Source organism: Bacillota bacterium (assembly GCA_012842395.1).
Classification (GTDB): Bacteria; Bacillota; SHA-98; order UBA4971; family UBA4971; genus UBA6256.
Genome location: DUSX01000034.1, coordinates 23,344 through 47,687 on the forward strand (window position 1 = coordinate 23,344; position 24,344 = coordinate 47,687).

General features: G+C 64.1%; 19 protein-coding genes. 17 read left to right on the plus strand and 2 right to left on the minus strand.

Going from position 1 to position 24,344, the window contains the following annotated elements; genetic code table 11:
* Window positions 1-6 precede the first annotated feature (6 nt).
* Window positions 7-1,227, minus strand: a complete 1,221-nt coding sequence (locus tag GX515_09905; protein HHY33303.1) for an NAD(P)/FAD-dependent oxidoreductase — start codon at window positions 1,225-1,227, stop codon at window positions 7-9.
* 357 nt (window positions 1,228-1,584) lie between these two features.
* Between GX515_09905 and GX515_09910 the strand changes: the two genes are divergently transcribed.
* The 13 genes from GX515_09910 to GX515_09970 all read left to right on the plus strand — a co-directional run bounded on the left by GX515_09910 (window position 1,585) and on the right by GX515_09970 (window position 17,667).
* Window positions 1,585-3,366: a hypothetical protein gene (locus tag GX515_09910; protein ID HHY33304.1), complete on the plus strand. Its 1,782-nt coding sequence runs from the start codon at window positions 1,585-1,587 to the stop codon at window positions 3,364-3,366.
* A 75-nt stretch (window positions 3,367-3,441) separates the two neighbouring features.
* Window positions 3,442-3,903, plus strand: a complete 462-nt coding sequence (locus GX515_09915; protein ID HHY33305.1) for a prepilin-type N-terminal cleavage/methylation domain-containing protein — start codon at window positions 3,442-3,444, stop codon at window positions 3,901-3,903.
* Between the two features lie 25 nt (window positions 3,904-3,928).
* Complete coding sequence (locus tag GX515_09920; GenBank protein HHY33306.1) at window positions 3,929-4,471, plus strand: prepilin-type N-terminal cleavage/methylation domain-containing protein; 543 nt, start codon at window positions 3,929-3,931, stop codon at window positions 4,469-4,471.
* A gap of 132 nt (window positions 4,472-4,603) precedes the next feature.
* Window positions 4,604-4,948, plus strand: a complete 345-nt coding sequence (locus GX515_09925) for a hypothetical protein (protein HHY33307.1) — start codon at window positions 4,604-4,606, stop codon at window positions 4,946-4,948.
* 399 nt (window positions 4,949-5,347) lie between these two features.
* On the plus strand, window positions 5,348-6,022 hold the full coding sequence (locus GX515_09930) for a response regulator transcription factor (protein HHY33308.1): 675 nt from the start codon (window positions 5,348-5,350) through the stop codon (window positions 6,020-6,022).
* A 42-nt stretch (window positions 6,023-6,064) separates the two neighbouring features.
* Window positions 6,065-7,471: a HAMP domain-containing protein gene (locus GX515_09935; GenBank protein ID HHY33309.1), complete on the plus strand. Its 1,407-nt coding sequence runs from the start codon at window positions 6,065-6,067 to the stop codon at window positions 7,469-7,471.
* Window positions 7,472-7,609: 138 nt separating this feature from the next.
* Entirely contained in the window at window positions 7,610-8,233 is a 624-nt protein-coding gene (locus GX515_09940; GenBank protein HHY33310.1) for a phosphatase PAP2 family protein, read from the plus strand.
* Complete coding sequence (locus tag GX515_09945; protein HHY33311.1) at window positions 8,230-8,904, plus strand: DedA family protein; 675 nt, start codon at window positions 8,230-8,232, stop codon at window positions 8,902-8,904. The genes GX515_09940 and GX515_09945 overlap by 4 nt, the downstream gene beginning before the upstream one ends.
* 657 nt (window positions 8,905-9,561) lie before the next feature.
* Window positions 9,562-10,431: a TIGR04076 family protein gene (locus GX515_09950; GenBank protein HHY33312.1), complete on the plus strand. Its 870-nt coding sequence runs from the start codon at window positions 9,562-9,564 to the stop codon at window positions 10,429-10,431.
* Between the two features lie 100 nt (window positions 10,432-10,531).
* The gene (locus tag GX515_09955; GenBank protein HHY33313.1) at window positions 10,532-12,397 is read left to right on the plus strand and encodes an aldehyde ferredoxin oxidoreductase family protein; all 1,866 of its coding nucleotides are present in this window, start codon (window positions 10,532-10,534) and stop codon (window positions 12,395-12,397) included.
* Between the two features lie 59 nt (window positions 12,398-12,456).
* Window positions 12,457-13,761, plus strand: coding sequence for a branched-chain amino acid ABC transporter substrate-binding protein (locus tag GX515_09960; GenBank protein ID HHY33314.1), 1,305 nt, complete (start codon window positions 12,457-12,459; stop codon window positions 13,759-13,761).
* Window positions 13,762-13,864: 103 nt separating this feature from the next.
* Window positions 13,865-14,794 (plus strand): branched-chain amino acid ABC transporter permease, encoded by a 930-nt coding sequence (locus GX515_09965; protein ID HHY33315.1) that lies wholly within the window; start codon window positions 13,865-13,867, stop codon window positions 14,792-14,794.
* Window positions 14,795-15,045: 251 nt separating this feature from the next.
* Window positions 15,046-17,667, plus strand: coding sequence for an ATP-binding cassette domain-containing protein (locus tag GX515_09970; GenBank protein HHY33316.1), 2,622 nt, complete (start codon window positions 15,046-15,048; stop codon window positions 17,665-17,667).
* A 252-nt stretch (window positions 17,668-17,919) separates the two neighbouring features.
* On the opposite strand, the gene GX515_09975 is transcribed toward GX515_09970, so the two are convergent.
* Window positions 17,920-18,591, minus strand: a complete 672-nt coding sequence (locus GX515_09975; protein HHY33317.1) for a hypothetical protein — start codon at window positions 18,589-18,591, stop codon at window positions 17,920-17,922.
* Between the two features lie 465 nt (window positions 18,592-19,056).
* On the opposite strand from GX515_09975, the gene hydE reads away from it, so the two are divergent.
* The 4 genes from hydE to GX515_09995 all read left to right on the plus strand — a co-directional run bounded on the left by hydE (window position 19,057) and on the right by GX515_09995 (window position 24,339).
* Window positions 19,057-20,118, plus strand: a complete 1,062-nt coding sequence (hydE, locus tag GX515_09980) for a [FeFe] hydrogenase H-cluster radical SAM maturase HydE (protein ID HHY33318.1) — start codon at window positions 19,057-19,059, stop codon at window positions 20,116-20,118.
* 30 nt (window positions 20,119-20,148) lie between these two features.
* Window positions 20,149-21,600, plus strand: a complete 1,452-nt coding sequence (gene hydG, locus GX515_09985) for a [FeFe] hydrogenase H-cluster radical SAM maturase HydG (GenBank protein HHY33319.1) — start codon at window positions 20,149-20,151, stop codon at window positions 21,598-21,600.
* 118 nt (window positions 21,601-21,718) lie between these two features.
* Window positions 21,719-22,987 (plus strand): [FeFe] hydrogenase H-cluster maturation GTPase HydF, encoded by a 1,269-nt coding sequence (gene hydF / locus GX515_09990; protein HHY33320.1) that lies wholly within the window; start codon window positions 21,719-21,721, stop codon window positions 22,985-22,987.
* 110 nt (window positions 22,988-23,097) lie between these two features.
* On the plus strand, window positions 23,098-24,339 hold the full coding sequence (locus tag GX515_09995) for a glycosyltransferase family 4 protein (protein HHY33321.1): 1,242 nt from the start codon (window positions 23,098-23,100) through the stop codon (window positions 24,337-24,339).
* Window positions 24,340-24,344: the final 5 nt, after the last annotated feature.

Consider the following 24,344-nt stretch of genomic DNA (forward strand, 5'->3'; position numbering starts at 1 on the left):
GGCCGACTACTCCCGTTCGGAAAGCCATTTCCGCTCGATTGCCGCTTTGATTGAAACGAACGTCCGGAGCCGCGGCAAGACCTTGAAGTCCCCCGAGCGAGCCAGGAAATTGCCGACAGCCGTGATGGGCGCGAGATCGCCCATCTCTATCACACACATCGCGGTACCCGAGAAGCGTCTCGCAGGACTTTTCCCGCGCACCAGCGCGGAGATATTGCCTACGACCACGAGAGACTGGAGGTGAGCGATGGCGCCCGACTTGGGAACGAACCCGCCGCGCGGCATGGGGATGCTAGTGACATCCCCGATTGCGAAAACGCGGTCCTTGCCGCCTGCCGAGTCGGGTGCGGCGGGCCCCGAGACCGAGAGATAGTGCGGGTCCACGCTCACGAACCCGTCGTTTCCGGAGGAGAGGCCGGCACGCCTCACGAAGTCGGGAACCCGGATCGGCGGGATAAAAACGAGTATGTCGTATGCTACGCGGCCCTCGGCGAACACCGCGACCCGGCGGTCCCGCTCCACAGCCTCGAGGTGCCAGTTCCCGTGGTATGACACCCCGCGACGCGCCATCGCTTGCACCGCTGTCCTGCCCACGGCGGCGCCTGCAGCCTCGAAAGGCAGCGTCTCTGGCGAGAACACCCTTATCGAGAACCTCTTTCGCTTGCCCGCCCTGCGCAGGACGCGGTCGAGGATCATGGCGGTCTCGACGGGCACTGGCGGGCACTTGTGCGGACCGGTCGGCGCAACTACGAGGATGTCTCCGCGTTCGGCCGCTTCCAGAGCCCCGCGTAGACCGAGGATCCCCTCAATGGAGAAAAGGTTGAAGACCGGCCCCGAGGTCCGAGCCGATCCCGATGCCATCGGGTGCGTCGGCCCGTCCACGAGGCCCGGGACAAGTTCAGGAGCGTGGTCCGCCCCCGGCGCCAGCACCAGGAAGTCATAGGGCACCTGCTCTCGCTCGCATTTCACGACGCGATGCGCCATGTCGATGTCCTGAACGGTGTCGTGGATGAGGGTGATGCCTCGCCGACTGAGGGCGTCCAGGCTCCTCGTGATGTCCTTCGGCGTCCGCCGGCCCTCGAGTATCCAGAGGAGGGACGGGTAGAACCCCTGAACCATCTCGCGCTCCACCACCGCCACCTCATGCTCCCGCGCAAGCCCCTTGCGCAGGGTCGTCGCTGCTGTGAGCCCCCCAATTCCGGCGCCCACGACCACTACGGTTGCCATATGTTCACCAACTCCATTCCGTCGCCCAACATCACGCCGCGTTGCATCTTTCTTCACCTCTTACGGCTCCCTCAGTCATGGCATGCAGCCGTCGGGCTGACCCTGAACAGACCCTGATGTAGTCTCACTGGGGACTACCGCCAAGCACCCGGAAGACGCCACGAACCGCTATCTCACTCGCGATCGCTCCCATGGAGAGTATTCCCCCATGCGGCCGTGATCCCCAAACGAAAATCCTCGACTGGCGAAGAGGAACTTAATAGAAAATGTAGAATCATTGCGGGAAAAGGGTAGGTCACACTCGCGGTCCCATAATGTGCATACAGGCCCGCACATGCTGGGAGAGGGGGGTGGGCCATGGGGGAGCGTCCACGGGTCTTTGGCGGTCAGGAGCACAAACGCCCTGTACGGTTGGACAAGCCGCGCCCTGGTAACTGCATGCCCAACGCACGGAGCGCACGGGCTGAAAGAGGCGTTGCCCTCATCACGGTCCTCATCGCCGTCTCATTCGTATCCATCATAGTCATCGCGTGCATAACCATGGTCACTATGGCCGCGCGTACAACATCGTGGTCGTTGGAGCGAACGAAGGCTCTCTACGCCGCGGAGGCAGGCATCAACCATTGGCTCTTTGAGGCGTCTATCCAAGAGAGCGGGGCTCCTCATCAACACGGCCGTCGGCATGGCGATGGCCGTGCTGACCGCGGCTACGGGCATACGCATGGCGCAGGTCACGGAGGCGCTCCGGGTAGCGGGCAGGGGGGCGCGCAGGGGCCGTCTGAAATCGAGACCATTGAAGTCAGCGGCGAGGTGAACGGCATTCCGTACGTTGCAAGCGTTGCCGCGCCTGCTGGCACGGCGGCGTATCGCATCGTGTCCACAGCAGAGGGTTCTTCACGCAGTACAGTAGTGTCCGTTGAGGCGGGAATGGTCGCCGAGGCGTGGAGACATGTGGTTTATGCATCAAGTACGCCTGGATGGATTGACAGTAAGCTGCGCGGTTTCCTCGGGTTGTTCGGCATTCCAGTCTACGACATGTCTGGGGTAAGCCCCGCACCGGGCCAGCTCTACGGGCCCGTGCTATTCCCATGGGAGGACAGAAACAGCTACCCTCCGAACCTTGGCGACCGCAACGCGGGCTGGGAAAGCTATCGGAGCGCAGTTGCTCCTGCCATCGCCCAGTGGAACCCCCCGCGGCCCCCGCAGAAAGTGACGCTGGATGTCCTGAGACCAGTGGGCACGGGACCGTTTTACTACAAAGATAGCACAATAGGGACGATTGAGGGCCCGGTGAACGGAGATCTCTATCTCGAGAATTGCGTGGTCGAAACGATCTCAGGGCCTGTGAACGGCGGCATCTTCGTCAAGACCGGGCGGAATGGAAGCGTAACGAGGATCGTCGGCACGATAGCGGGGTCCATATGCATTGACTCCTCGCAGAGAGAGTTGAATAAGGAAGGATACCGATCCACCGCAATTGGGGACCCGAGCGCTCGATGTGTCGTGGGGGGCTCTGTGTACCTCAGGGGGAGGGTCGAGAAGCAATGGTTCTTCTGGCGGAACTGGGATGCGAAGCCGGACGTGCTCGCGATCTATGGTCCGTCGACGGCCACATCGGAGCCAACGCAGATCGCCGGAGGCGTATTCTCTGAAGATGCATCCGTCTATGTCGAAGGAAATACGTACGTGTCACGCAAGTCAGGCACCGCCTGGCCGGCGGTGCTCTCCAACGGTTCGGTGGTGCTGAACGGAGGCCGGGGCCCCGTCCGTGTGTCGGGATTAGTCTACTCCGAAGCTGCAGTGTCAGGCTCCTTGGGCAACCTTGTCGTCTCTGCCCTTGTCGGCACCGGCTTCCCTGAGGCTTTCGCACACGCGATCGGGGCTCTGACGGCCTTTGTGTCGGACTCGCTGGGGCTCGACTTTGGTCTGATAGTGGCGGGCGAGCCCAGCGGAGAGGACCGGGCTAGCGTAACCGTTTCGGGGAACCTGGTCACCCCCGGAATCCCGCTCCTGCTCGGCAAGCTTGTGGCTAACTATGATAGGTCTCTCCTCCAGCAAGGCAACCAGCCCCTCTACTTTGAGGGCGGGCGGCAAGTTCTCGCACCCATACGGGGGACCTGGACTGCAGCGCGAAACTGAGCTCGGGTCGCGATACCATCCTGTTACCTGCCTCGCGATTGTACGATGGGTCGTGAGGCAGCGGAGGAATCCGGTGTGTTTGGGCACAGTGCTTCACATAAACCAGTCAGGCGGGCGGAAAGCCTCGAGCAACTCCTCGTCGGCAGCAATGGGTTCACGCTCGTTGAGGTCCTCGTGGCCCTTCTCCTCGCGGCCATTCTCCTGGTGCCGGCGATGTCAAGCATCGCAGGCATGCTTACAACTAAGGCGAGGGAGGATGTAAAGGCCCAGGCACTTGAGCTTGCCCGAAGCACCCTCGAGGCGATTAAGGCGCTTGATTCCTCTTCCTTTTCGGAGGACCCCGTCTCCCCGCTCACAGTGACAACACCTGATGGCCGCGCGTCTTTCGATATCGAGCGTGTCATGCGGGTCTACGATTGGGATCCAAGTGACCCCAGTAACAAACTGTGGGAAGTGACCGTGTCCGTTTACGAGCACCCCATGACGGATGATGCAACGCCGTTGTGTTCCTTGACGACACTGATATATCCCCAATAGGAGGTTCCGGAGGGACGTCAAGCTCGTGGAAATAGGCAGTACACCTGGGGTTCGAAAGCCACATCGAGACCGGGGCTTTACGCTGGTTGAGGTCCTCGTCGTGCTCACCATAGTCCCGCTCGTGCTCGGGATCGCCTTCAGTGCGGTCTCGGTCGCTCTTCGCTCATACAGGCTCGTCGAAGCCAGAGCCGACCTTTGCTCTGCCGGAACGCTGGTCATGGAGACGCTGGGACAAGACATACGGGGCGTAAGAAGGATCTACGAGGACTCGTCGGAAGCGCGGTTTCACGGGCTTGTACAAGACAACATGACAGACGTTTCTTATGAGTTTGTTCCGTCGGAAGGGTCCTTGCCAGGCACCCTGCGTCGAAACGGCAAAGATCTCTTTGGGCCCGACACGTCCGTCACGTCGTGTGAGTTCACCTACCTTGCGCCAGGCCCTGATCCGGACGCTCCCCTTGAGGAGGTCGCTCCTCAAAACGCCTCGTCCGTGAAAGTGCGGCTCACGATCGCGAACAAGTCGACCTCGATGACCTACGAATCCATCTTCGACGCACGGAATCTCTGAAAGTTAGAGAAGTCTAACCCTGGATTAACCGATATCTCACCTCGCCGGGATAGATTCAAATTGGCTGGAGGGAGCAGCACTGGTGACGCTGCCCCGCCTGCCGGATCTGACCCGGAAGGAGGTGACACTACGATGTCGCGCTCTGCAAAGATCCTCGCTGTGGTTTTCGCGATAAGCCTAGCAGTTGCAACCTCCATCTACGCCTACGCGCAGTCCGCGAGCGGCGCCGGCAACACGGTCGCTGCTTCGCAGGAAACGACGCAGGTGAACGCCCAGGATACGTCTGGCAACGTCGCCCAGGTTCAAGCTGATGACGAGGCTGCCGAGTCCCAGGAGGCAGTCGAGTCTGAGGCTGAGACCGAGGGCGCTGAATCAGAGGAGTCCGAGGCTGCTGAGTCTGCAAATGACCCGGTGGAGGCGCCCGGCACCCCCGGCTATGAGGAAGGCAACTTCGACGGACAGCACGAGTTCAAGTAAGCCTGGGAGCCTGTGGTGGTGACCCAACGAACGGGCAACGTGCGCAGGTCACGGCGGGTTCGTGCTGGAGAGGTTCTGGCAACATGGTGCGGTGCTCTGATGTCCCCCAAGGGGACCGGAGCACCGCATCGTCTGGACATGAGGCTAGAGCGCTACCACCCTTGCATCAGCGTTCGAGTAGTGGGATAATGGCGGAGGTCAGAGGTCTCGAGCGGGGGAGTGGACGCGACCGGGTCCGCGCTGGCTGGTGTAGCTCCTGTGGATATCCGTCAGGCACGCCAGCCGAAGCAGAGTCCTATGTCACAGACCGGCAGGAGGGAATGGCCTCTGCTTCTATCACCAAGTGCGGGACGGGCTGCGTTCGCCCCAGGATAATGGTTGCGCAAGAGGGGTTGAAGCTTGAGGGTTCTCGTGGTGGAAGACGAGGACAAGATCGCGGCGTTCATAAAGAAAGGCCTCGAGGAGGAAGGGTACGCCGTGGACGTGGTGGGAGACGGCGAGTCCGCGCTCGACTACGTCTTCTCTGTGGACTACGATGTCATCATCCTCGATATCATGCTCCCGCGAAAAGACGGCATCTCGGTGTGCCAGAAGCTAAGGGAGCGCGGCTGCAACGCACCCATCCTCATGCTGACCGCAAGAGACGCTGTGGACGACCGCGTCCGAGGCCTGGACGCGGGTGCCGATGACTACCTTGTCAAGCCGTTCGCCTTCAGGGAGCTCGTGGCACGGATCCGTGCTCTCCTGAGACGTCCCAGAGACGTCATCTCTTCGCAGCTTCAAGTGGGCGACCTCGTCCTGGATACCAGGACCCGCGTGGCCCAGCGGGGCGGTCGGAGAATAGAGCTCTCCGCGCGGGAATACGCCCTCCTCGAGTTCCTCATGCGCAACAAAAACCAGGTGTTGACCCGTACCCAGATATCGGAGCATGTTTGGGATTACGATTTCTTCAGCGAATCCAACGTCGTCGACGTGTACATCAGGTACCTGCGTGTCAAGGTGGACGAGGGATTCGAGCCAAAGCTCATACAAACGGTCAGGGGCGTAGGCTACAAGATCTCCGACCAGGCCTGAGAAGGCGCGCGCCAGGGTTCGCTTTGGAGGAATGCGACGCGAATGTTCGACAAGACTGTCCCTATACGGGTGCGGCTCACCGCATGGTATATGCTCCTCGTGGCCCTTACATTGGCCGCGTTCGGCGGGTTCGTCTACCTAAACCTGGCGCGAGGCCTGTACGCCGAGGTAGACGCCGGACTGCGCACGCTCGCGCAGGAAGCGGCGCGCGGGATCGACAGTGAGAACGGAGTCCTGCGCTTTCAGAACACAGACACCGGCCATTTGGTCGTCTCCGCCACTTTACCCGTGCTTCGTCGCTGGGAGGATAACGTCATCATGCGCCTCCTCGACGAAGCCGGCAACACAGTCGACGGCGTCGGAGAGCACGCCCAGCTGCCCCCGCCGCGCGACCGCGACCTGCGTGCCGGCTTTTCCACTGTCCGAGTCGCCGGAGAGCCTTGGCGGGTGTACACCATCCGCATAGACCTGCCGCCGAACCGTTCGCCGTACCTATTGCAGGTCGCGCGGCCACTTAGCGCCGTGGACGAAACCCTCGAACGGGTAGCGGGCGTCCTCATGCTCGGGATCCCGCTCGTCTTGTTTGTGGCGGCACTTGGCGGCATCTTCATCTCGGGACGTGCCCTCGGTCCCATAGCCCACGTGACGCGGCTCGCGAAGGAGATCGGCGCGGACGACCTCTCCCGGAGGCTCAACCTCACGCTCCCCGACGACGAAGTCGGGAGGCTGGCAAGCACCTTCGATAACATGCTATCGCGCCTCGAGGCCGCGTTCGAGCGGGAAAAGCAGTTCACGCAGGATGCGGCGCACGAGCTTCGAACGCCCCTCACTGTGATGAAGGGGACAATTGACGTGGCGCTCTCCAGGCCGAGGGACGCCGCAGAGTATAGGTCCGCGCTCGTGGAGGTGGGGGCCCAGGTGGACCGCCTCATCCATCTGGCGGAAGGACTCCTTTTCCTCGCACGGGCGGAGCGCAGGGATTCGAAGCTCAACGTGGAGTCGCTCGACCTCGCCATCCTCGTGGCCGGACTCGTCGACGAATTGCGACCCGTCGCTGAAGCGAAGGGCGTCTCCATCAGCTACGATGGCCCGGCCAGCTTGCCGTTGAAGGGTGACCAGGACCGCCTCATTCGCCTCTTCCTGAACCTTCTCGACAACGCGGTCAAATACACGCCAGCCGGGGGAAACGTGACTGCCGTGGTCTCCCGGCGAGGGTGCGGCGTCGAGGTAGCTGTGATGGACACTGGGTCAGGCATACCGCCCGAGCACCTGCCTCACATCTTCGAGCGCTTTTACCGCGTGGACAAAGCCCGCTCGCGGAGCGAGGGCGGGGTCGGCCTCGGCCTTGCCATCGCCGAACACATCGCCGAGCTGCACGGGGGGAGCATTCGAGTGGCGTCCGAGCTCGGTAAGGGCACCATCTTCACGGTGAGTCTTCCCGCAATCTAACAGGCCGCGGCTTGCGCCCGGCCTCTTCCCGGCCCCTTGCTTCGGGTTAGAACTATCTCACCCCGCTCTAATCGTCCTCTAATCCTGCTCTGTGATACTTGGATGTGACCCCGGTGCACGGGAGGGCTTCAGGGGGGAATGACTGTGGCGGTCCTCCACGTCTGGGCGAGCACGGTGATCGTCCTCGACGCGAGGCTGGCCCACGCGATCCACCACATCTGTCATCAAGACACCTTGGGCTTCCTGATGGTGGCGGTTACAGACCTTGGTAACGGATTCGTGCTCCTCGGGACGGCCTTGGCTCTGTACATTGCGGGCGACGATGACACCAAGCGATATGCCCGGCTCGCGGCAACCGCCTTCATCGTTCTCGGCCTCGTGGTTCAGTCCTGCAAGCACATGGTCGGACGTGAGCGGCCGCTCGGAGGGTCTTTCGACTCGTTTCCGTCGGGACACACGAGCGAGGCGTTCTGCATGTCCTGGGTCTGGGGGGCAAGGTGGCCCAGGCTCCGGACGGCTCTTCTCTTCGTGGCTGCGCTCGTAGGGTTGTCACGAGTCTACCTGATGGCGCATTACCCGCTCGATGTGATGGCAGGTGCAGCGCTCGGGTTAGCAGGCGGGGCCATTGCCCTCAGCGCGGCCCGCCGGGCCGGGTGCAATCGGGAAGGTGCCCGGGCAACAAACCGACGAAGGCACCTTGGGGCGGGCGCCTCCGCCACACGACCAGTCCAATGCCCCCTGCGGAAGGCAATAAGGCGATGAGCACGCTTGCAGCACTCTCAGCGGTCCTCACAGAAGCTCTCATGGCGCACGGGGTAGTGGGCATGGTTGCGGTCGCGTTCGTGGAGGCATGGATCTTCCCGATACCTCCCGATGTGTTGCTAGTAGGCATCGCAATGCTGAGCCCTGGGAAGGCGTTAGTGTACGCCTTCTTCTGCACACTGGCGTCGTCGGCGGGCGGGGTGTTCGGGTGGCTGATCGGCCGGAAGCTCGGACGCGCAGTCTTCACATGGCGCCCGCTGAGAAGCGTCCTGCCGCAGCGCTACGTCGCGAGGGCTGAGGGCATGTTCCGGCGGCATGGCGGGCTCGCGGTGGCCTTCGCGGCCCTCACGCCTATTCCCTACAAGGTCTTCACCATAGCGGCGGGCCTCTTCCGCGTCCGGCCGGACCTCGTCTTCGTCGCCTCGCTCGCCGGGCGAGGAGCGCGGTTCTTCTTCGAAGCAGGCGTAGTGATGCTCATGGGAGAGCATGCCACCGCCTTCCTCGGTCGAGGCCTGAGCCCCATCACCCTCGCAGCGGGGACACTCGCCGTGCTGGTGGCCGTGGTCTCGAGTCGCGCGCGACCACGACGAGACAGCGAGCAGCCCTGCCCTGTGAAAAGGCGGCGCGTGGCCGGTTCCCGGCACCGACCGGACCATAGGCCCGCGGTGTGATGGGCCCGCGGCGCGGCGACGGGCGAAATGCCGACAACCCGTGGTAGCCACAGTCTGTCGTGCATTGCATGGGGCGACACACGAAATGGTAAAGATCCGCTGTTGACAACGGGCGGAATATGTTGCTAGAATAGGGGCAACCGGATGTGACATCGCCAGCACGTGCATGGCAGCGTCCATAACCACAAACACGCGAGAGACGTTGAAGGGGAGGTCGCCGCAGAAGATCCTTATCCAGAGCGAGCGGGGGATGGTGCAAGCCCCGCGGAGATGGATGTGGCGAGTGGGCCCCAGAGTCGCAGGCTGAAAGGTTGGCGAAGGCACCGCGCCGGCGGGCTGCGGTCTACCGGAGACGGAGCACCGGGCAGGTGCGACAGGACTCTAGCGCACGCGGAACAAGCCGCCGAGTAGGCTGAGCCGGGAGCCTCCGTTACAAGGCAGGGATATCGCTGGAGGCGTCGTGTCGTATTGTGGCGCCGAACGCCGTATCCTGGTAACGAGTGGGGTAGGTTCGGTCTATCTCACGAGGGTGGCACCACGGGTTTTCAAGCTCGTCCCTTACGGGGCGAGCTTATTTGTTTATGTTGAGCGTTTGTAGTTTGCAGCCAGTATCCGAAGGATGACACACGGAGTCTTGGTCCGGAGGCGGCGTCTGACATGTACGATCTCAAAATCGTGGTTGACGAGATCAAGGGATTCTGCGATCTTCCAATGAAAGTCGGGGATTACTTCGAGGTAAGCGGGGGCCGGATCACGATCCCTGACGGCAAGTTCATGTGTCTGTGGGCCCTTCAGAGCCTGCTGCCGATGCTCCCGGCGAAGCAGCGCAACATCGTCGAGGACAACGACTGGCTTGCGGACACCGTCCGGGTGATGTGCCCCGACCCCAACGGCATGGTCGTGTTTCGCATCGAACGCGTCGGGGAGCCCGCCCCCAGCGGCAAAGGAAAGCCGTGCTGCTGGCCAGAGCGCGGCGGTGGCACGCGGGGCGCGCCGGGGCCACGTCCCAGGATGCTAGTGAACGAGAAAGTGTGCGCTGGTTGTCGCGCCTGCGAGCTCATCTGCAGTTTTGTACACGAGCGAAGGTTCTCCGACCTGCTTTCAAGGATACACGTGTACAAGGTGGATGAGGACGGGATCGATCGTCCGATAGTGTGCAGGCAGTGCGGCAACGCGAGGTGCGTGGACGCCTGTCCGAACGCGGCGCTCTCCCGCGACCCCAACACGAGACACATCATCGTGGACGAGGCGCGATGCACGAAATGCGGGTCTTGCGCGCAAGCCTGCCCCTTCGACGCCATCGCGTTCCATCCCGAAAGCGGGACGCCGCTCATATGCGATCTCTGCGGCGGCGATCCCGAGTGCGTCAAGAGGTGCCCCACCGGGGCGATCTCGTACGGCCTCGCGGGCGCTGCTGCGCGCGCCGCAGCAGCCCCGCCCCATGCCGGCTCGGGGCATTCGACACGCCCGGCAGGCCCGGCAGGCGGGGTCGGAGACCAGGGCGGCTCCGGTCGTGCGGCACGGTGAGATAAGCTCTAGTGGGGGGCAAGAACCTGTGAAGAAGCTCTTCGGATATGCGGGAAGGATACTCGACATCAATCTCGGCGCACGCAACGGTGCCGGTGGAATGACGGGTGCGGCCTCCGTAGAGCCGCTCGACCCGCAAGATGCGATGCGCTACATCGGCGGGCGCGGCCTCAACGTCGCGCGGCTCGTCCGCGAGATCGACCTGGACGTCGACCCGCTCTCTCCCGAGAACGTCCTTCTCGTCGGGGTGGGGCCCCTCGACGGGACGCTCTTCCCGGGTGCGGCACGGGTGAACTTTACCTCGAAATCGCCGCAGACGGGAATACTCGGTGACTCCAACGCGGGTGGTTTCTTCGGCCCGGAACTCAAGTTCGCAGGGTACGACCAAGTCATCATACGCGGACGCGCCGCGAGACTGTCGTATCTCTTCATATCCGACGACGGGGTCCAGCTTTTACCTGCCGAGGACCTGGCGGGCCTGGACGTGTGGGAGACGCAAAGCGCGCTCCTTGCACGGCACGGGCGCCGCGCACAGGTCGCGTGCGTGGGTCCAGCCGCCGAGCGCGGGGTGAAGTTCTCAGGGATCTTCTGCAACCTCGTGCGGGCCGCGGCGCGCACGGGCATGGGCGCGGTGATGGCGTCCAAGGGGCTCAAGGCCATCGTGGTCCGCGGGACGAGGCCGCTGGAGGTGGCGAGCCCGGAAGAGTTCCTCGCCTTGGTGAAGGCGCTGGATGCGAGGATCCTCAGCCACCCAGAGTACAAACCCAGAGTCGCGCTCGGCACGACCAGGCTGGTCTCGGCCCTCAACGCTGCAGGGTGTCTTGCCACGCGTCACTTCAAGACCGGGAGGTTCGAGCATGCGGCCGAGGTGAGCGGGGAGGCCCTTGCGGCACGCCTCAGGGTGAAGGGCAAGGCGTGTTTCTCATGCACCATCCCGTGCAGCAGGTTCTTTGAGGTAAAGTCCGGGCCGCACGCCGGCCTCAAGAGCGAGGGACCGGAGTTCGAGGGGCTCGCGGCCTTCACCTCCCGGGTCGGCGCGGGAGACCTGGAAGCGGGCCTTGCAACCCTCGACATATGTAACCGCGCGGGGATGGATGCCATCGCCACTGCGGAGTGCGTGTCCTTCGCCATGGAGTGCTTTGAGCGCGGGATCATCTCACGCGAAGAGGCCGATGGGCTCGACCTGACGTGGGGGAACAGTGACGCTGTTAGGACCTTGGTCCGCAAGATCGCGTCGCGTGAAGGCTTCGGGGACGTGCTTGCGGACGGCGTGCGGGAGGCGGCGCGGAGGATAGGCCGGGGCAGCGAAGACCTGGCGATGCATGTGAAAGGGCTTGAGCTCTTCATGGCCGACCTCAGGGGGCTGAAGGGCTACGCCCTGGGCAACGCGGTGGCGAGCAGAGGCGGCGATCATTTGCGGTCGGAACCCTCCTTCGAGTTGACCGGGGACGCCGAGGCGGCCGAGAGAAGGTTCGGGGCGAGGGAGGCGGCCTTTAGGCTCGAGCACAAAGGCAAGGGGCGAGTGGTGAAACACTTCGAGGAGCTGTGCGCCCTCGCTGACTCGCTCGACGCCTGCAAGAACACCATCGCGAACATGGAGGTCCTGCCGTTCGACGATGCGGCAAACATTCTCCGGGCTGCAACGGGTCTCGAGTTCGACGGTGCCGGGGTGCAGGCCGCGTGCGAGCGCATCGTGAACGTCGAGCGGTGTTTCCTCGTGGCCCTCGGGATCCGCAGAAAGGACGACACGCTTCCCAAGCGCTTCCGTGAGGAGCCCATGCCGGCCGGGTGTGGAGCCACGAGCGGGAGCACCGTCGCCCTGGACGAGATGCTCGACGAGTACTACGAAGCCAGGGGGTGGGACGTGGCCACAGGGGTTCCAACCGCGTCCACACTGAGGCGACTCGGCCTCGATGACTGGCTGGGACGTCTCGAAGACCGGGGCGTGCCGCAAATCCGTCAATGAGCCGCGTTCGAAAACCCGATTTGAAAGTAAAGCAAAGCAAAGCAGGAGGTAGAGAAGAGATGAGAGTCGTGCTGTCACGTGTCAAGTGCACCGATGAGGGCCGCACACCAGGGAAAGACGCCACGGGCCCCGCGGGTCCCGGACGCCCCGCAGGGCCTGCAAAGGATGGTTCGGCGAGGCTTGGGACCGCCCGCATCCGCGCAAGAGCGCTCGTAGCGGGGATCGCGATGGTGCTAGTGCTCGGTTCCGGGACCGGCCTCGTGTTCAGCAAGGATCTGCCGCCGGTCAAGATCGGCGCGGCGGGGCCGTTCACGGGGGACCTCTCCAAGATCGGCCTGGATTCCCTAAACGCTATCCGGATGGCGGTTGAGGAGGCGAACGCCGAGGGCGGAGTAGGCGGGAGGAAGATCGAGATAGTAGTCGGCGACGACGCCGGCGACCCCGCGCGGGCAGTTACAGTTGCCGACAAGTTCGCGATGGACCCGAGCGTGCTCGGCGTGGTCGGGCCCATGAACAGCGGCACCGTGAACGCAGCTCTTCCAACGTACCAGCGGGCGGGGCTCGTGCTAATCAGCCAATCAGCCACGAACCCGTCCCTCACTGAGCTTGGCTACAAGGTCATGCACAGGATATGTCCGAGAGACGACGCGCAGGGACCCGCGGCGGCGAGGTTCATAGCGGAGGAGCTCGGTGCGAAACACGTATACATCATCGACGACAAGGGAGCCTACGGGCAAGGCCTCGCGGACCAGGTCGCAGCGGCGCTCCAGAAGGCCGGCGTCAAGCTCACGCGCGGGCAAGTCACCCCCGAGGACAGGGACTTCTCGCCCATCCTGACCAAAGTCAAGGCGGCGTCCCCTGACCTCCTGTACCTCGCGCTCCCCAACCCGGCTCAGGCCGCGGCCTTGATCAAGCAGGCCGTGGGTCTCGGGCTCCGGCCAAAGCTCATGGGAGGAGACGGCCTCAAGGAGAGGGACCAGCTCATCGTGGGCGCAGGCGGAGCGGCGGAGGGCATGTACGTCACGGCCATAGGTCGGGATATCAAGGACGTGCCTGAAGCGCAGGGCTTCATCAAGAAGTTCGAGAGCAGGTACGGGGCGATGAGCATCTTCTCAGGCCAAAGCTACGAGGCAACGAAGATCCTGATAGAAGCCATGAGGAAGGCGGCTGCCGGGAACCCGGCCAGGCTCACACGCGCGGCCGTGTTGGAGGCGGTCCACAACACCCGGGGTTACAAAGGCATACTCGGATTCCCCGTGGGCTTCACGAGCAAAGGCGACGTGCTGGGCGCGAGCATCTACGTGTTCCAGGTGAAAGGCGGCGATTTCGTCCAGGTCAAGGAGTATCCCGCCGAGGTCAAGTGACCGCGCCGACGAGTGACAAGCAGAAGGCAGGACGCGCGGAAGCGGCGACCGAAACAATCATGTCCGCGTCACGAGCGATGAAAGCTGAGGAGAGAGGGCTGCCATGGGACAGGTGCTGGCACAGCTGCCGCAACAGATCGTGAACGGCCTCACGCTGGGCAGTGTTTACGCCTTGCTCGCGTTGGGTTACTCCATGGTCTACGGCATTCTCAAGATGCTGAACTTCGCGCACGGCGACGTCTTCATGGTCGGCGCGTTCGCGGGATGGGGGGTGCTCACGCTATTCACCCTGAACGGCACGCTCAGCACAAACCCTCTCGCCGTCCTCCTCCTCATGCTCGCGGCTGCGACCGCGGCCACAAGCATCCTGGGTGGGCTCATCGAGCGCTTCGCGTACCGCCCCTTGAGCGGGAGTTCGCGCCTTGCTCCGCTCATCTCCGCTCTCGGCGTCTCCATCATCCTCGAGAACGCGGCGATGCTGCTGACAGCGGGGCGCGCCAAGGCTTACCAAACGGAGGCGTTGATCCCGCCGTCGTGGACTGTGTATCTCGGGAGCACAGCCATCTCGGCGACACGCCTCGCGATAATCGCGACGTCCTGCGTGGTCATGCTCGCGCTTGACTTCGCAGTATCCCGCACGATGCTCGGCAAAGCCATGCGCGCCACGAGCGAGGATCCCGAAGCCGCCGAGTACATGGGCGTCCGTACGTCAAAGGTCATCGCAGCGACCTTCGTGATAGGGTCGGGGCTCGCGGGCGTCGCGGGAGTCATGATCGGGCTTTATTACATGCAGGTGGATTTCATCATGGGATTCTCTGCGGGCCTCAAAGCCTTCACCGCGGCCGTGCTCGGGGGCATCGGAAGCATAAGAGGAGCCATGGCCGGTGGGATCGTGCTGGGCCTGGCCGAAAGCCTCGGGGTGCTGTTCGTAGCGCCCGTGTACAAGGACGCCATCGTTTTCACGGTGCTGATCGCCACGCTTATACTCAAGCCCGCCGGGATCCTCGGCGAGCGTGTACACGACAAGGTCTGAGAACGACCGTCGCGAGGGCGACCGTCCAGGAAGTCTAAGTGGGGTGCAAAAGTGCTCCCAACTCTTGGGAGGGGCTGCCGCTGATTGCACGAGGGGTGTCAAAATCCGGTCACTGGCCGGAGAGACTGAATTCTGGCGAAGCGCGCCCCGCTTGGGGCGCCGTCCCCGAGTGCAACACCGGCAACCCGCCAACTACCGGAAGACGGACGAGGATTAATGCACCCTCACTTAGTCGAGGGGATATGAAAAAGATGAGGAGTCTCGATAGCACAAGGCTGGTATACCTCGGCGTCGCGCTTCTCGCCATAGCGCCGCTCGTCACGCACAACTTCTATTACCTTCGCGTGGTCGGCACAGTCGGGCTGTATCTCATCCTGGCCATCGGCCTCAATGTCGTGGCCGGGGAGGCCGGCCTTCTCGACCTCGGATATGTCGCATTCTACGGGATCGGCGCATACGTTTACGCGCTCCTCTCGTCGCCCCACTTCGGAATCCATGCGCCCTTTCTCTTGAGCGCGGCGTGCTCGGTGGTGGCGGCGACGCTGGCGGCGCTTGCTGTGAGCCTTCCCACGCTTCACCTTCGCGGGGATTACTTGGCCATGGTGACCCTCGGATTCGGGCAGATCGTCCGGATCCTCCTCAATAACCTGGACCGACCGGTGAACATCACAAACGGGCCCAACGGCATAGTAGGCATCGATCCCCCGAGGTTCTTCGGTTTGAGTCCAGCGTCGCTCGAGGCCTCATACTGCCTGATATGGGCATTCGCTCTCGGCGCAGCAGTAGTGACTGGTCGCGTGCTTCGTTCAGGGATCGGACGGGCGTGGGCTGCCGTGCGTGAAGACGAGGTGGCGGCCGGATGCATGGGCGTGGACGTGGCGCGTTACAGAGTGACAGCATTCATGTGGGGTGCGGGCCTTGCCGGGCTCGCCGGGGCGCTCTTCGCGTCGTGGCAGGGGGCGGTGTTTCCCCAGAACTTCACCATGACTGAAACTATCACGGTGTACTGCATGATAATCCTGGGCGGGCTGAGGAGCCTACCGGGGCTGGTGGCAGGCACCGCGGCGCTGGTGCTGCTTCCGGAGCTACTGCGGGCCTACAGCGTATATAGGATGCTGATCTACGGCGTCGCCCTCGTGCTTCTGGTGGTTTACCGTCCTCAGGGGCTCATCCCGGCACCGCCCACGTCCGCGGCGACCTTGGCCCTAGCAGCAGATGCAAGCCGCAAGCAGCGGCATGACGACCGCGGCCGCCTTGCCGGGCTCACCCCGGCCGACGAGGAGCCGCCGGCTCTTGAGATCCTCGACGCGAGGTGTGCCTTCGGCGGGCTCGCGGCGCTCGCGGGGGTAAACCTCACGGTGCATCGCGGTGAGGTCGTCGGCATCATCGGACCGAACGGGGCGGGGAAGACCACCCTCTTCAATTTGATCACGGGTGTGACCAGGCCGTCCTCAGGGGACATCAGGGTGTTCGGAAAGAGCATCGTAGGGCTGCCGTCCCACAGGATATCAGCGCTCGGCGTCGCCCGCACGTTCCAGAACATCAGGCTCTTCGAGGGCCAGAGCGTGCTCGAGAACGTGCTTGCCGGGTGCCACCTGCGGGTGAGGCGCGATTTCGCAAGCGTGACCCTCCGCACGCGATCCTTCCGCACCCGTGAGGCGGCTGAGGTCCTGGCTGCCCGCGACGCACTGCAACTCGTAGGCCGTTCCCTCTCGCAGCGTGAGGCGGAGTGTGTGCGCGGCCTGGCGTACCCCGACAGGCGGCGGGTTGAGCTTGCGCGGGCGCTCGCGGCGAAGCCTCGCATCCTCCTGCTTGACGAGCCTACAGCGGGGATGACGCCAGACGAGATCGCCGAAATGGTTGACACCATAAGGCTGCTGAGGGACCGCGGATACACCGTGGTCGTGATAGAGCACCACATGGACGTGGTCGCGGAAACGTGCGACCGCGTGATCGTCCTCGACCACGGGGAGAAGATCGCCGAGGGCACGCCGGCTGAGGTGGCCTCCAACCCTGACGTCATGCGCGCATACCTTGGCTCGGAGCAGGCTCGCGGCGCAGGCGAGGGCGGTCGACGTGCTGAACCGCAAGCTGAACCGCGAGTGGAGGTCAAGGCAGCGCGAGCGCGAAGGCCCGAGGGCACCGCGACGTCGCGCGCGCCGCTCGACCCAGTGCTTGAAGTGAAGAACGTCCACTCGTCATACGGTGCGGTGAAGGTCCTACAGGGAGTAGATTTGTACGTTGCGAGAGGCGAGATCGTGGCACTGCTCGGAAGCAACGCCGCAGGCAAGTCCACGCTGCTCAAGACGGTGCTCGGCCGAGTCCGTCCGTCGGAGGGCGAGATCTGGTTCCTGGGCAGGCGGATAGACGGCCTCCCGACATCAGAGGTGGCGAGGGCGGGGATTGCGGTGGTGGCCGAGGGGCGGAGGATCTTTCCAGGCCTCTCGGTCCTCGAAAACCTCGAGCTGGGCAGCTACGTGCTCGCGAGCCGCCGGGAGGCTGCCGAGCGCATCGAACTGATCCTCGATCTCTTTCCGGTGCTCGCGGAGAGGCGCAATCAGAAGGCGGGCACGCTTTCCGGAGGCGAGCAGCAGATGCTCGCGATCTCGCGCGCTCTTGTCTCGAACCCCAAGCTCATTTGCATGGATGAACCTTCGATGGGCCTAGCTCCTGTGCTCGTCGACAAGGTGATGCAGACGATCGAAGGGATCAGACAGGCGGGAACGACCGTGCTGCTCGTGGAACAGAACGCCCGCGCCGCCCTCGCCATCGCTGACCGGGCCTACGTGCTGCGTGCCGGGAGGATCGTGGGGTCAGGAGCCGCCGAGGACTTCCTAGCCGGTGAAGCGCTCGCGCGGGCGTACCTTGCCTAAGTATGGCGCCATAAGTTTTTGTCTCCTTCCTTGACGGCGTTAGGGTTGCCGGTGCTTGCGCGACGGGGCGTGGAGAATTCGGCGGTCTTAAGCGCCGAATTCGAACGAGGCGCGCCGCAAGCGCGCCGTCCCCGGAGGGCAACACCGGCAACCCTCGGCAGGACCGCCCCGCCGGAAAGTAGCGCGGACTCTTGGCGACATACTTGGGCAAGCTCCCCGCGCTGCCACGCGCCTCGGCGAGACATCCCCGGCTCACGTCTGTTCCAACGGGCGCGGGGGCTTGGCCGGGAGTCGCGGGGAATGGACGACGGTGATGCTCTCCAGCACCATCTCGGTCTCCTGGAAACCGCGGCTCTTGCGGATCCGCACCTCGGCGTGGGGGATGAAGACCGAAACCTCATGCGGCAGGTCCGACGTGAACCACCGCCGCATCGACATGTCGAGCTCGCCGAGGGACACACCGATCTCGTCGAGCGTCACCGGGCGACGCGAGCCTTCGGAGCCGGGGGCAAAGTGCACCTCCTGCGATGACCCCTCGTCGGGCTTCGCGGGCCACCCGGGCTCGGCTGGAGGCGACCGTCTCATCGTAACGCGGACGGGTCCTTGAGGGGCAGCTCGTCCGGAGCACGCGCGGGTGTCGCAGGTGCGCCCCCCGAGGCCGTCCTCCGCGGCCCCGGTAGCACGCGGCCGCCGTCTGGAAGCGGTTCTTCCGACCCAGGCGGTAGGCCCCTTCAGGAGTCTCGCGAGTTGGCCCAGCACCAGCACCATGTCCACCTCCATCCTGTACCAGGATATGCGGGAAAACAGGGCGCTGGAACGGGCCGTGGCGAGCCGTGCGCTCGCGGCCTCTACGTCGTCTGGAATTCCTGCCGAAGGGTTGATCTTGCCGCGGATACAGGATAGAATGTATGTGAAAAGACGCACAAACGCAAGACCCTGACGGCGAGGGCAGCGGGGGCGTGACCGGGAAACCTCGGGCTGCACGAAGCGCGAGCCCGGGCCGGAGGGGAGTCCTTCAGCAGTGCGTCGAGTCTCTCGGGGTACAACGAGTGCACAACCTAGGCTTTTTCGTCATCCCTGAGTGGAGGGGCTGCCTGAGCGCAAGGGGAGGCTTTTAGGTGCGGGCACCTGTCGTGATGCGCGCCTGGTCTTGATAGCCCGCCTCCAAATGGGAGGCGGGCTTCTTGTGTTGTTTCGCTGATACGCCATGCCATCTCGGCAACGCGAAGGGAGGGAAGGGAAACGGGCGAGAGTGACTTCGTGGACGCGATCCGCAAGGCCCGGGAGGCGCTGGACCTAGCGTGCCACCGCTCTTCCGGGACGAACGGCCAACCCGCGGCGTCGCCACCGCCGCCCGCGGCGCGAAGGGCGGACCTCACTGTCGCCGATATGGTGGCGCTCCTCGGCGCGGGCCCGGACGAGCAGGACATTCTTTTCAAGCTCGCAGATGAGGCCCGACGGCGCTTCGTGGGGGACGCCGTGCATGTCCGAGGCATCATCGAGTTCTCCAACTACTGCGTGCGAAACTGCGCCTATTGCGGGCTGCGCCGGGACAACAGGAGCCTAGTCCGCTACCGGATGACCAGCGAAGAGGTGGTGAGGGCCGCAACCAAGGCCGCAGTTGCGGGATACAGGACCATCGTGCTCCAGTCAGGCGACGACCTTCACTACCGCGCTGACGACATCGCTCGGATGGTGGAGGCGATCAAGAAGGAGGCGCCGGTCGCGGTGACACTCTCCATAGGTGAGCGCTCGCGGCAGGAATACGCCGTGATGAGGCGGGCAGGGGCGGACAGGTTCCTGCTGAAACACGAGACCGCCGACCCGGAGCTCTATAGCAGGCTCCACCCAGGGATGACCCTGGACGGCCGCATCGAGTGCCTCGTCCACCTTCGCGACCTCGGGTTTCAAGTGGGCTCGGGGAACATAGTCGGCCTTCCTGGGCAAACCCTGGACACCCTAGCGAGGGACATCGCCCTCCTTCGCGCGCTCGACGTGGAGATGGCTGGGATCGGGCCGTTCATTCCTCATCCGAACACGCCGCTCGCGTCGTGCCCGCCGGGCGACCTGGCCATGTCCCTGAAGGTCCTGGCCGTGGCACGGCTCGCGTTGCCCCTCGCGCACCTTCCCGCGACGACGGCCCTGGCGACCCTCCACCCGGATGGCAGGCGCCTGGGGCTCTCGTGCGGCGCGAACGTGGTCATGCCGAACGTCACCCCGCTGAACTTTCGGCGCCTCTACGAGATATACCCGGGCAGCATCGCGCAACGGACGCCCGAGGACGGCGGGATAGCCGAGCTTCGGGCGCTGCTTCGCGAGCTCGGAAGGCCCATCTCGAACACCCGCGGCGACAGCCCAAAGCCACCGTGGACCGCTCGTGCGGCCGCGTCATCCGACGCGGTGCCGATATCCCGGCACGGCGGAGCGGAGTGTGTGCGCATACGCAAATAGACCAAAGGAAAAGGAAGAGGTGATCGTCCAATGAAGACGGCAGAAAGGCGCGACTTCATTCCCCATGACGTGATCGAGAAGCTCCTAGCCGACACGAGCGAGCCGGACATCCGTGAGGTGCAGGACATCGCGGGGAAGGCGCGCGAGGCGAAGGGAATATCCCCGCGCGAGGTTGCGAGGCTTCTTCAGGTGACGCGCGAGGACTCCCTCGCAATACTGTACGAGGCCGCACACGAGGTCAAGGAGAGGATCTACGGGAAACGCCTCGTGCTCTTCGCGCCGCTCTACTTCTCCAATTACTGCGTGAACAACTGCAAGTACTGTGGCTACCGGCGTGACAACGACTTCGTCCGCCGCAGGCTCTCGAGGGACGAGGTCGTAGAGGAGGTCAAGATCCTCGAGTCCATGGGGCACAAACGGCTGGCGCTGGAGTGCGGCGAGGACCCGGTCAACTGCCCCATGGATTACATCGAGGAAGTCATCGAGACGATATACGCGACGAAGGTCGGGAACGGGAGCATTCGCCGGGTCAACGTAAACATCGCCGCCACGACTGTGGAAGATTACAAGCGGCTCAAGGCCGCCAAGATCGGCACCTACGTGCTCTTTCAGGAGACATACCACCGGCCCACGTACACGGCGATGCATCCCTCTGGGCCGAAAGCGGATTACGACTGGCACCTCGGCGCCATGGACCGCGCCATGAAGGCGGGGATCGACGACGTCGGCATCGGCGTCCTCTTCGGCCTGTACGATTACAAGTTCGAGGTCCTCGGCCTGGTGTACCACGCGCTTCATCTCGATTCAACGTTCGGGGTCGGACCGCACACCATATCCGTGCCGAGGCTCCGGCCGGCACGGGGGATCACGCTCGAGAGGTTCCCGCACCTGGTGAGCGACCGAGACTTCAAGAAACTCGTGGCGATCCTGCGGCTCGCGGTCCCGTATACGGGAATGATCCTCTCCACGCGCGAGCGGCCGGGGTTCCGCGACGAGGTCTTCGCGGTAGGCATATCCCAGATCAGCGCCGGGTCGCGCACAGGCGTCGGCGCATACAAGAAGGACGCCCCGGACGACAGCGATCGTGCGGCGACGGCGTCCGCGGCATCCCGGCCGACAACGGATGACGACGACAGCGCCCAGTTCGCGGTGGACGATCATCGGACCCCGGACGAGATCGTCGCGAGCCTTGCCCGGTCGGGGTACATCCCGAGCTACTGCACGGCGTGCTATAGGAAGGGTCGCACAGGCGACAGGTTCATGGAATTCGCGAAGACCGGGCAGATCCAGAACATGTGCCAGCCCAACGCCATCCTGACGTTCAAGGAGTACCTGCTCGACTATGCCTCGGACGAGACTAGGAAAGTCGGGGAGGAGGCCATAAGAAAGCACCTGGACATGATCCCTTCGCCCAAAATCCGGCAGGAGACCATCGCCCGCCTCGCCAGGCTTGAGGGTGGCGAGCGCGACTTGTACTTCTGAGAGTCGGCCGCCCCGACCCGCGCATCGGCGGGACGGGATGGGACGGGACGACATGGGATGAGATGCGATGAAGTGAAATGAGGCGAGGTCAGACGACGCGTCAAGGGGAGGGGTACGCGTGGAATCGACGCCCCGCAGCAACAGGCTGCACATCGCCATACTGGGCCGCCGTAACGCAGGTAAGTCGAGCCTTATAAACGCCCTTGCGGGCCAGGACGTGGCCATCGTGTCCGACGTGCCCGGCACCACAACGGACCCTGTGTACAAGGCCATGGAGATCCTTCCGATCGGTCCGGTCGTCCTCATAGATACCGCCGGGATAGACGATGTCGGCCCTCTCGGGGGCATGCGCGTGCAGAGGACGAGGCAGGTCCTGGCGAAGTCGGACGTGGCGATCGTTGTAGTCGACGCAACGCGTGGCGTGGGCGAATACGAGCGGTCCGCGGCAGCCGAGGTACGCGAACGCGGCATTCCTCTCGTCGCGGTCGCGAGCAAGATGGACATCGCGGCTGCACAGTCCGCCGGTGCCCCCGAATGGAAGGAGACGCTTGATCGCTGGGGCGCCGGTCTCGGCGCGAGCCTTGTCCCGGTGAGCGCCAAGACAGGGCAGGGGATAAACGTCCTTAAGGAGCGCATCATCGAAGCCGCTCCGAAGGACTGGGAGGGCCCGCCCATAGTCGGTGACCTCGTGTCGCCCGGGGACACTGTGGTGCTGGTGGTACCCGTGGACATCGAGGCTCCCAAGGGGAGGCTCATCCTGCCGCAGGTGCAGACGATCCGCGACCTCCTCGACCACGGCGTCCGCACGGTCGTTGTGAAGGAGGACGCGGTGCGCTCCGCCATAGAGAACCTCAAACACGGCCCGTCGCTCGTCGTGACCGACTCGCAGGTTTTCGGGACCGTGTCGCGGCAGGTCCCGGACGGCGTGCCGCTCACATCGTTCTCCATCCTCTTCGCGCGTCACAAGGGAGACCTCTGCACACTCGTGGAGGGAGCACGCCACGTCGCTGACCTCCACCCGGGCGCGAGGATCCTCGTGGCAGAGGCGTGCACACATCACCCAATCGGCGACGACATAGGCAGGGTCAAGATACCCGCCTGGCTCGAGCGAAGAGTAGGCGGCAAACTTGATTTCGTCTGGGCGGCTGGAGCCGGCTTCCCAGAGGACCTCGGCAAGTTCGACCTCGTGGTCCACTGCGGGGGATGCATGATCAACCGGAAGGAGATGCTGCACCGACTCGCAAAAGTGAGGTCTGCCGGGGTGCCTGTGGTCAACTACGGCGTGCTCATCGCGTACCTGCACGGGATCCTCGAAAGGACGCTCGAGCCATTCAAGGCCGCGGGCGTGCTCCACGCCGGGCCGCCCCACGGTCTTGAAAGGTCTTGAAACTTGAAACGGGCGTCGCACGCGCCGGCGCGATGAGCGGCATGAGCAGTATGAGCGGCATACCGGTGCAGGGAGCCGCGCAAGCTAAGGGCCGGAGAGGTGTTTCGGGGTTGACAGAAAAGATTCGGGTCTTGCACGTGACCGGACCGTCCGAGGGCGGCATGAGAACGCACCTTACGAGCCTCGTGGAGCGGCTCGACCGCGACAGGTTCGAGGTAGTCGTGGCGTCGCCCGAGGATGCGTGCGTTAAAGCGTGCCTCGAGCGGTGCGGTGGGAGACACGAGGCTATCATTATTCCCGACGGCCTGGCCCTCAGCAGGGACATGGCTGGGGTCGTCGCCCTTGCCCGCCTCATCCGCGCGACGCGACCCGACGTATGCCACTTCCACGGGTTCAAAGCCGCGGCGCTGGGCCGGGCGGCCGCGCGTCTCCTTGAGCGGACCCGCAGCCTCTCCTGGCCGGCAGCAAGCCACGGGCCAAGCCCGGGACTGGCGCGAAGGCCCGCCATAGTCTACACGGTCCACAACTCGGTCCTCCAAAGGACCCGAGGCACCCCTGAAGGACGCCTCTGCGCCCATGTCGAGCGGGCGCTGGCCCGCCTAACCGACCGCGTCATCGCCGTATCGCGGGCGCTTTGGGAGGAGTACTCGTCCATCCCCGGCCTCGGGCCTCGTAAGGTCAGGCACGTCCCGAACGGTGTGGCGCTCGAGCGCTTCCCGGATAACGGAGAGCCGTCGCTGGGGCGGACTCCGGAGAGAGCTGCCCGGGCCAGAGCGGCTCTCGGGTGCCGTAGGGACGCGGTCCTGGTCGGGACGGTCGCTCGGCTCGTCCCAGAAAAGGGCATCGCGCTGCTTCTTCATGCCCTCGCCTACCTGAGAAAACTGGGGCTGCGCCCCGAGGTCATCGTGGCCGGGGACGGCCCCGCGCGAGCCGACCTCGAGGCGCTCGCCGGCACCTTGGGCGTGTCGGAGCAGGTACGATTCTTGGGATTCGTGGACGACATCGCATCTTTTTACGCAGCCCTGGATGGGTTTGTGCTTCCGAGCCTCTCCGAGGGCCTGCCGCTATCGCTCATCGAGGCAATGGTCGCCGGGGTCCCGGTCGTCGCCTCGCGGACGGCGGGCACGGAGGAGGTAGTGGGGCCTGGAATGGGGTTCCTCGCTGCACCTGGAGACCACGTGGCGCTAGCGATGTGCCTCAAAGAATTGATCCTTCGCCCGAACGAGGCCGGCCGCATGGCCGAGAATGCGCGGGAAGAAGCGCGCCGGAGGTTCTCCATCGAAGGAATGGTCCGGGCAACCCAGGAAGTATACGTTGAGGCGATGTCGGAACGAGAGAAGCCAGGGAGGTAGGGGAG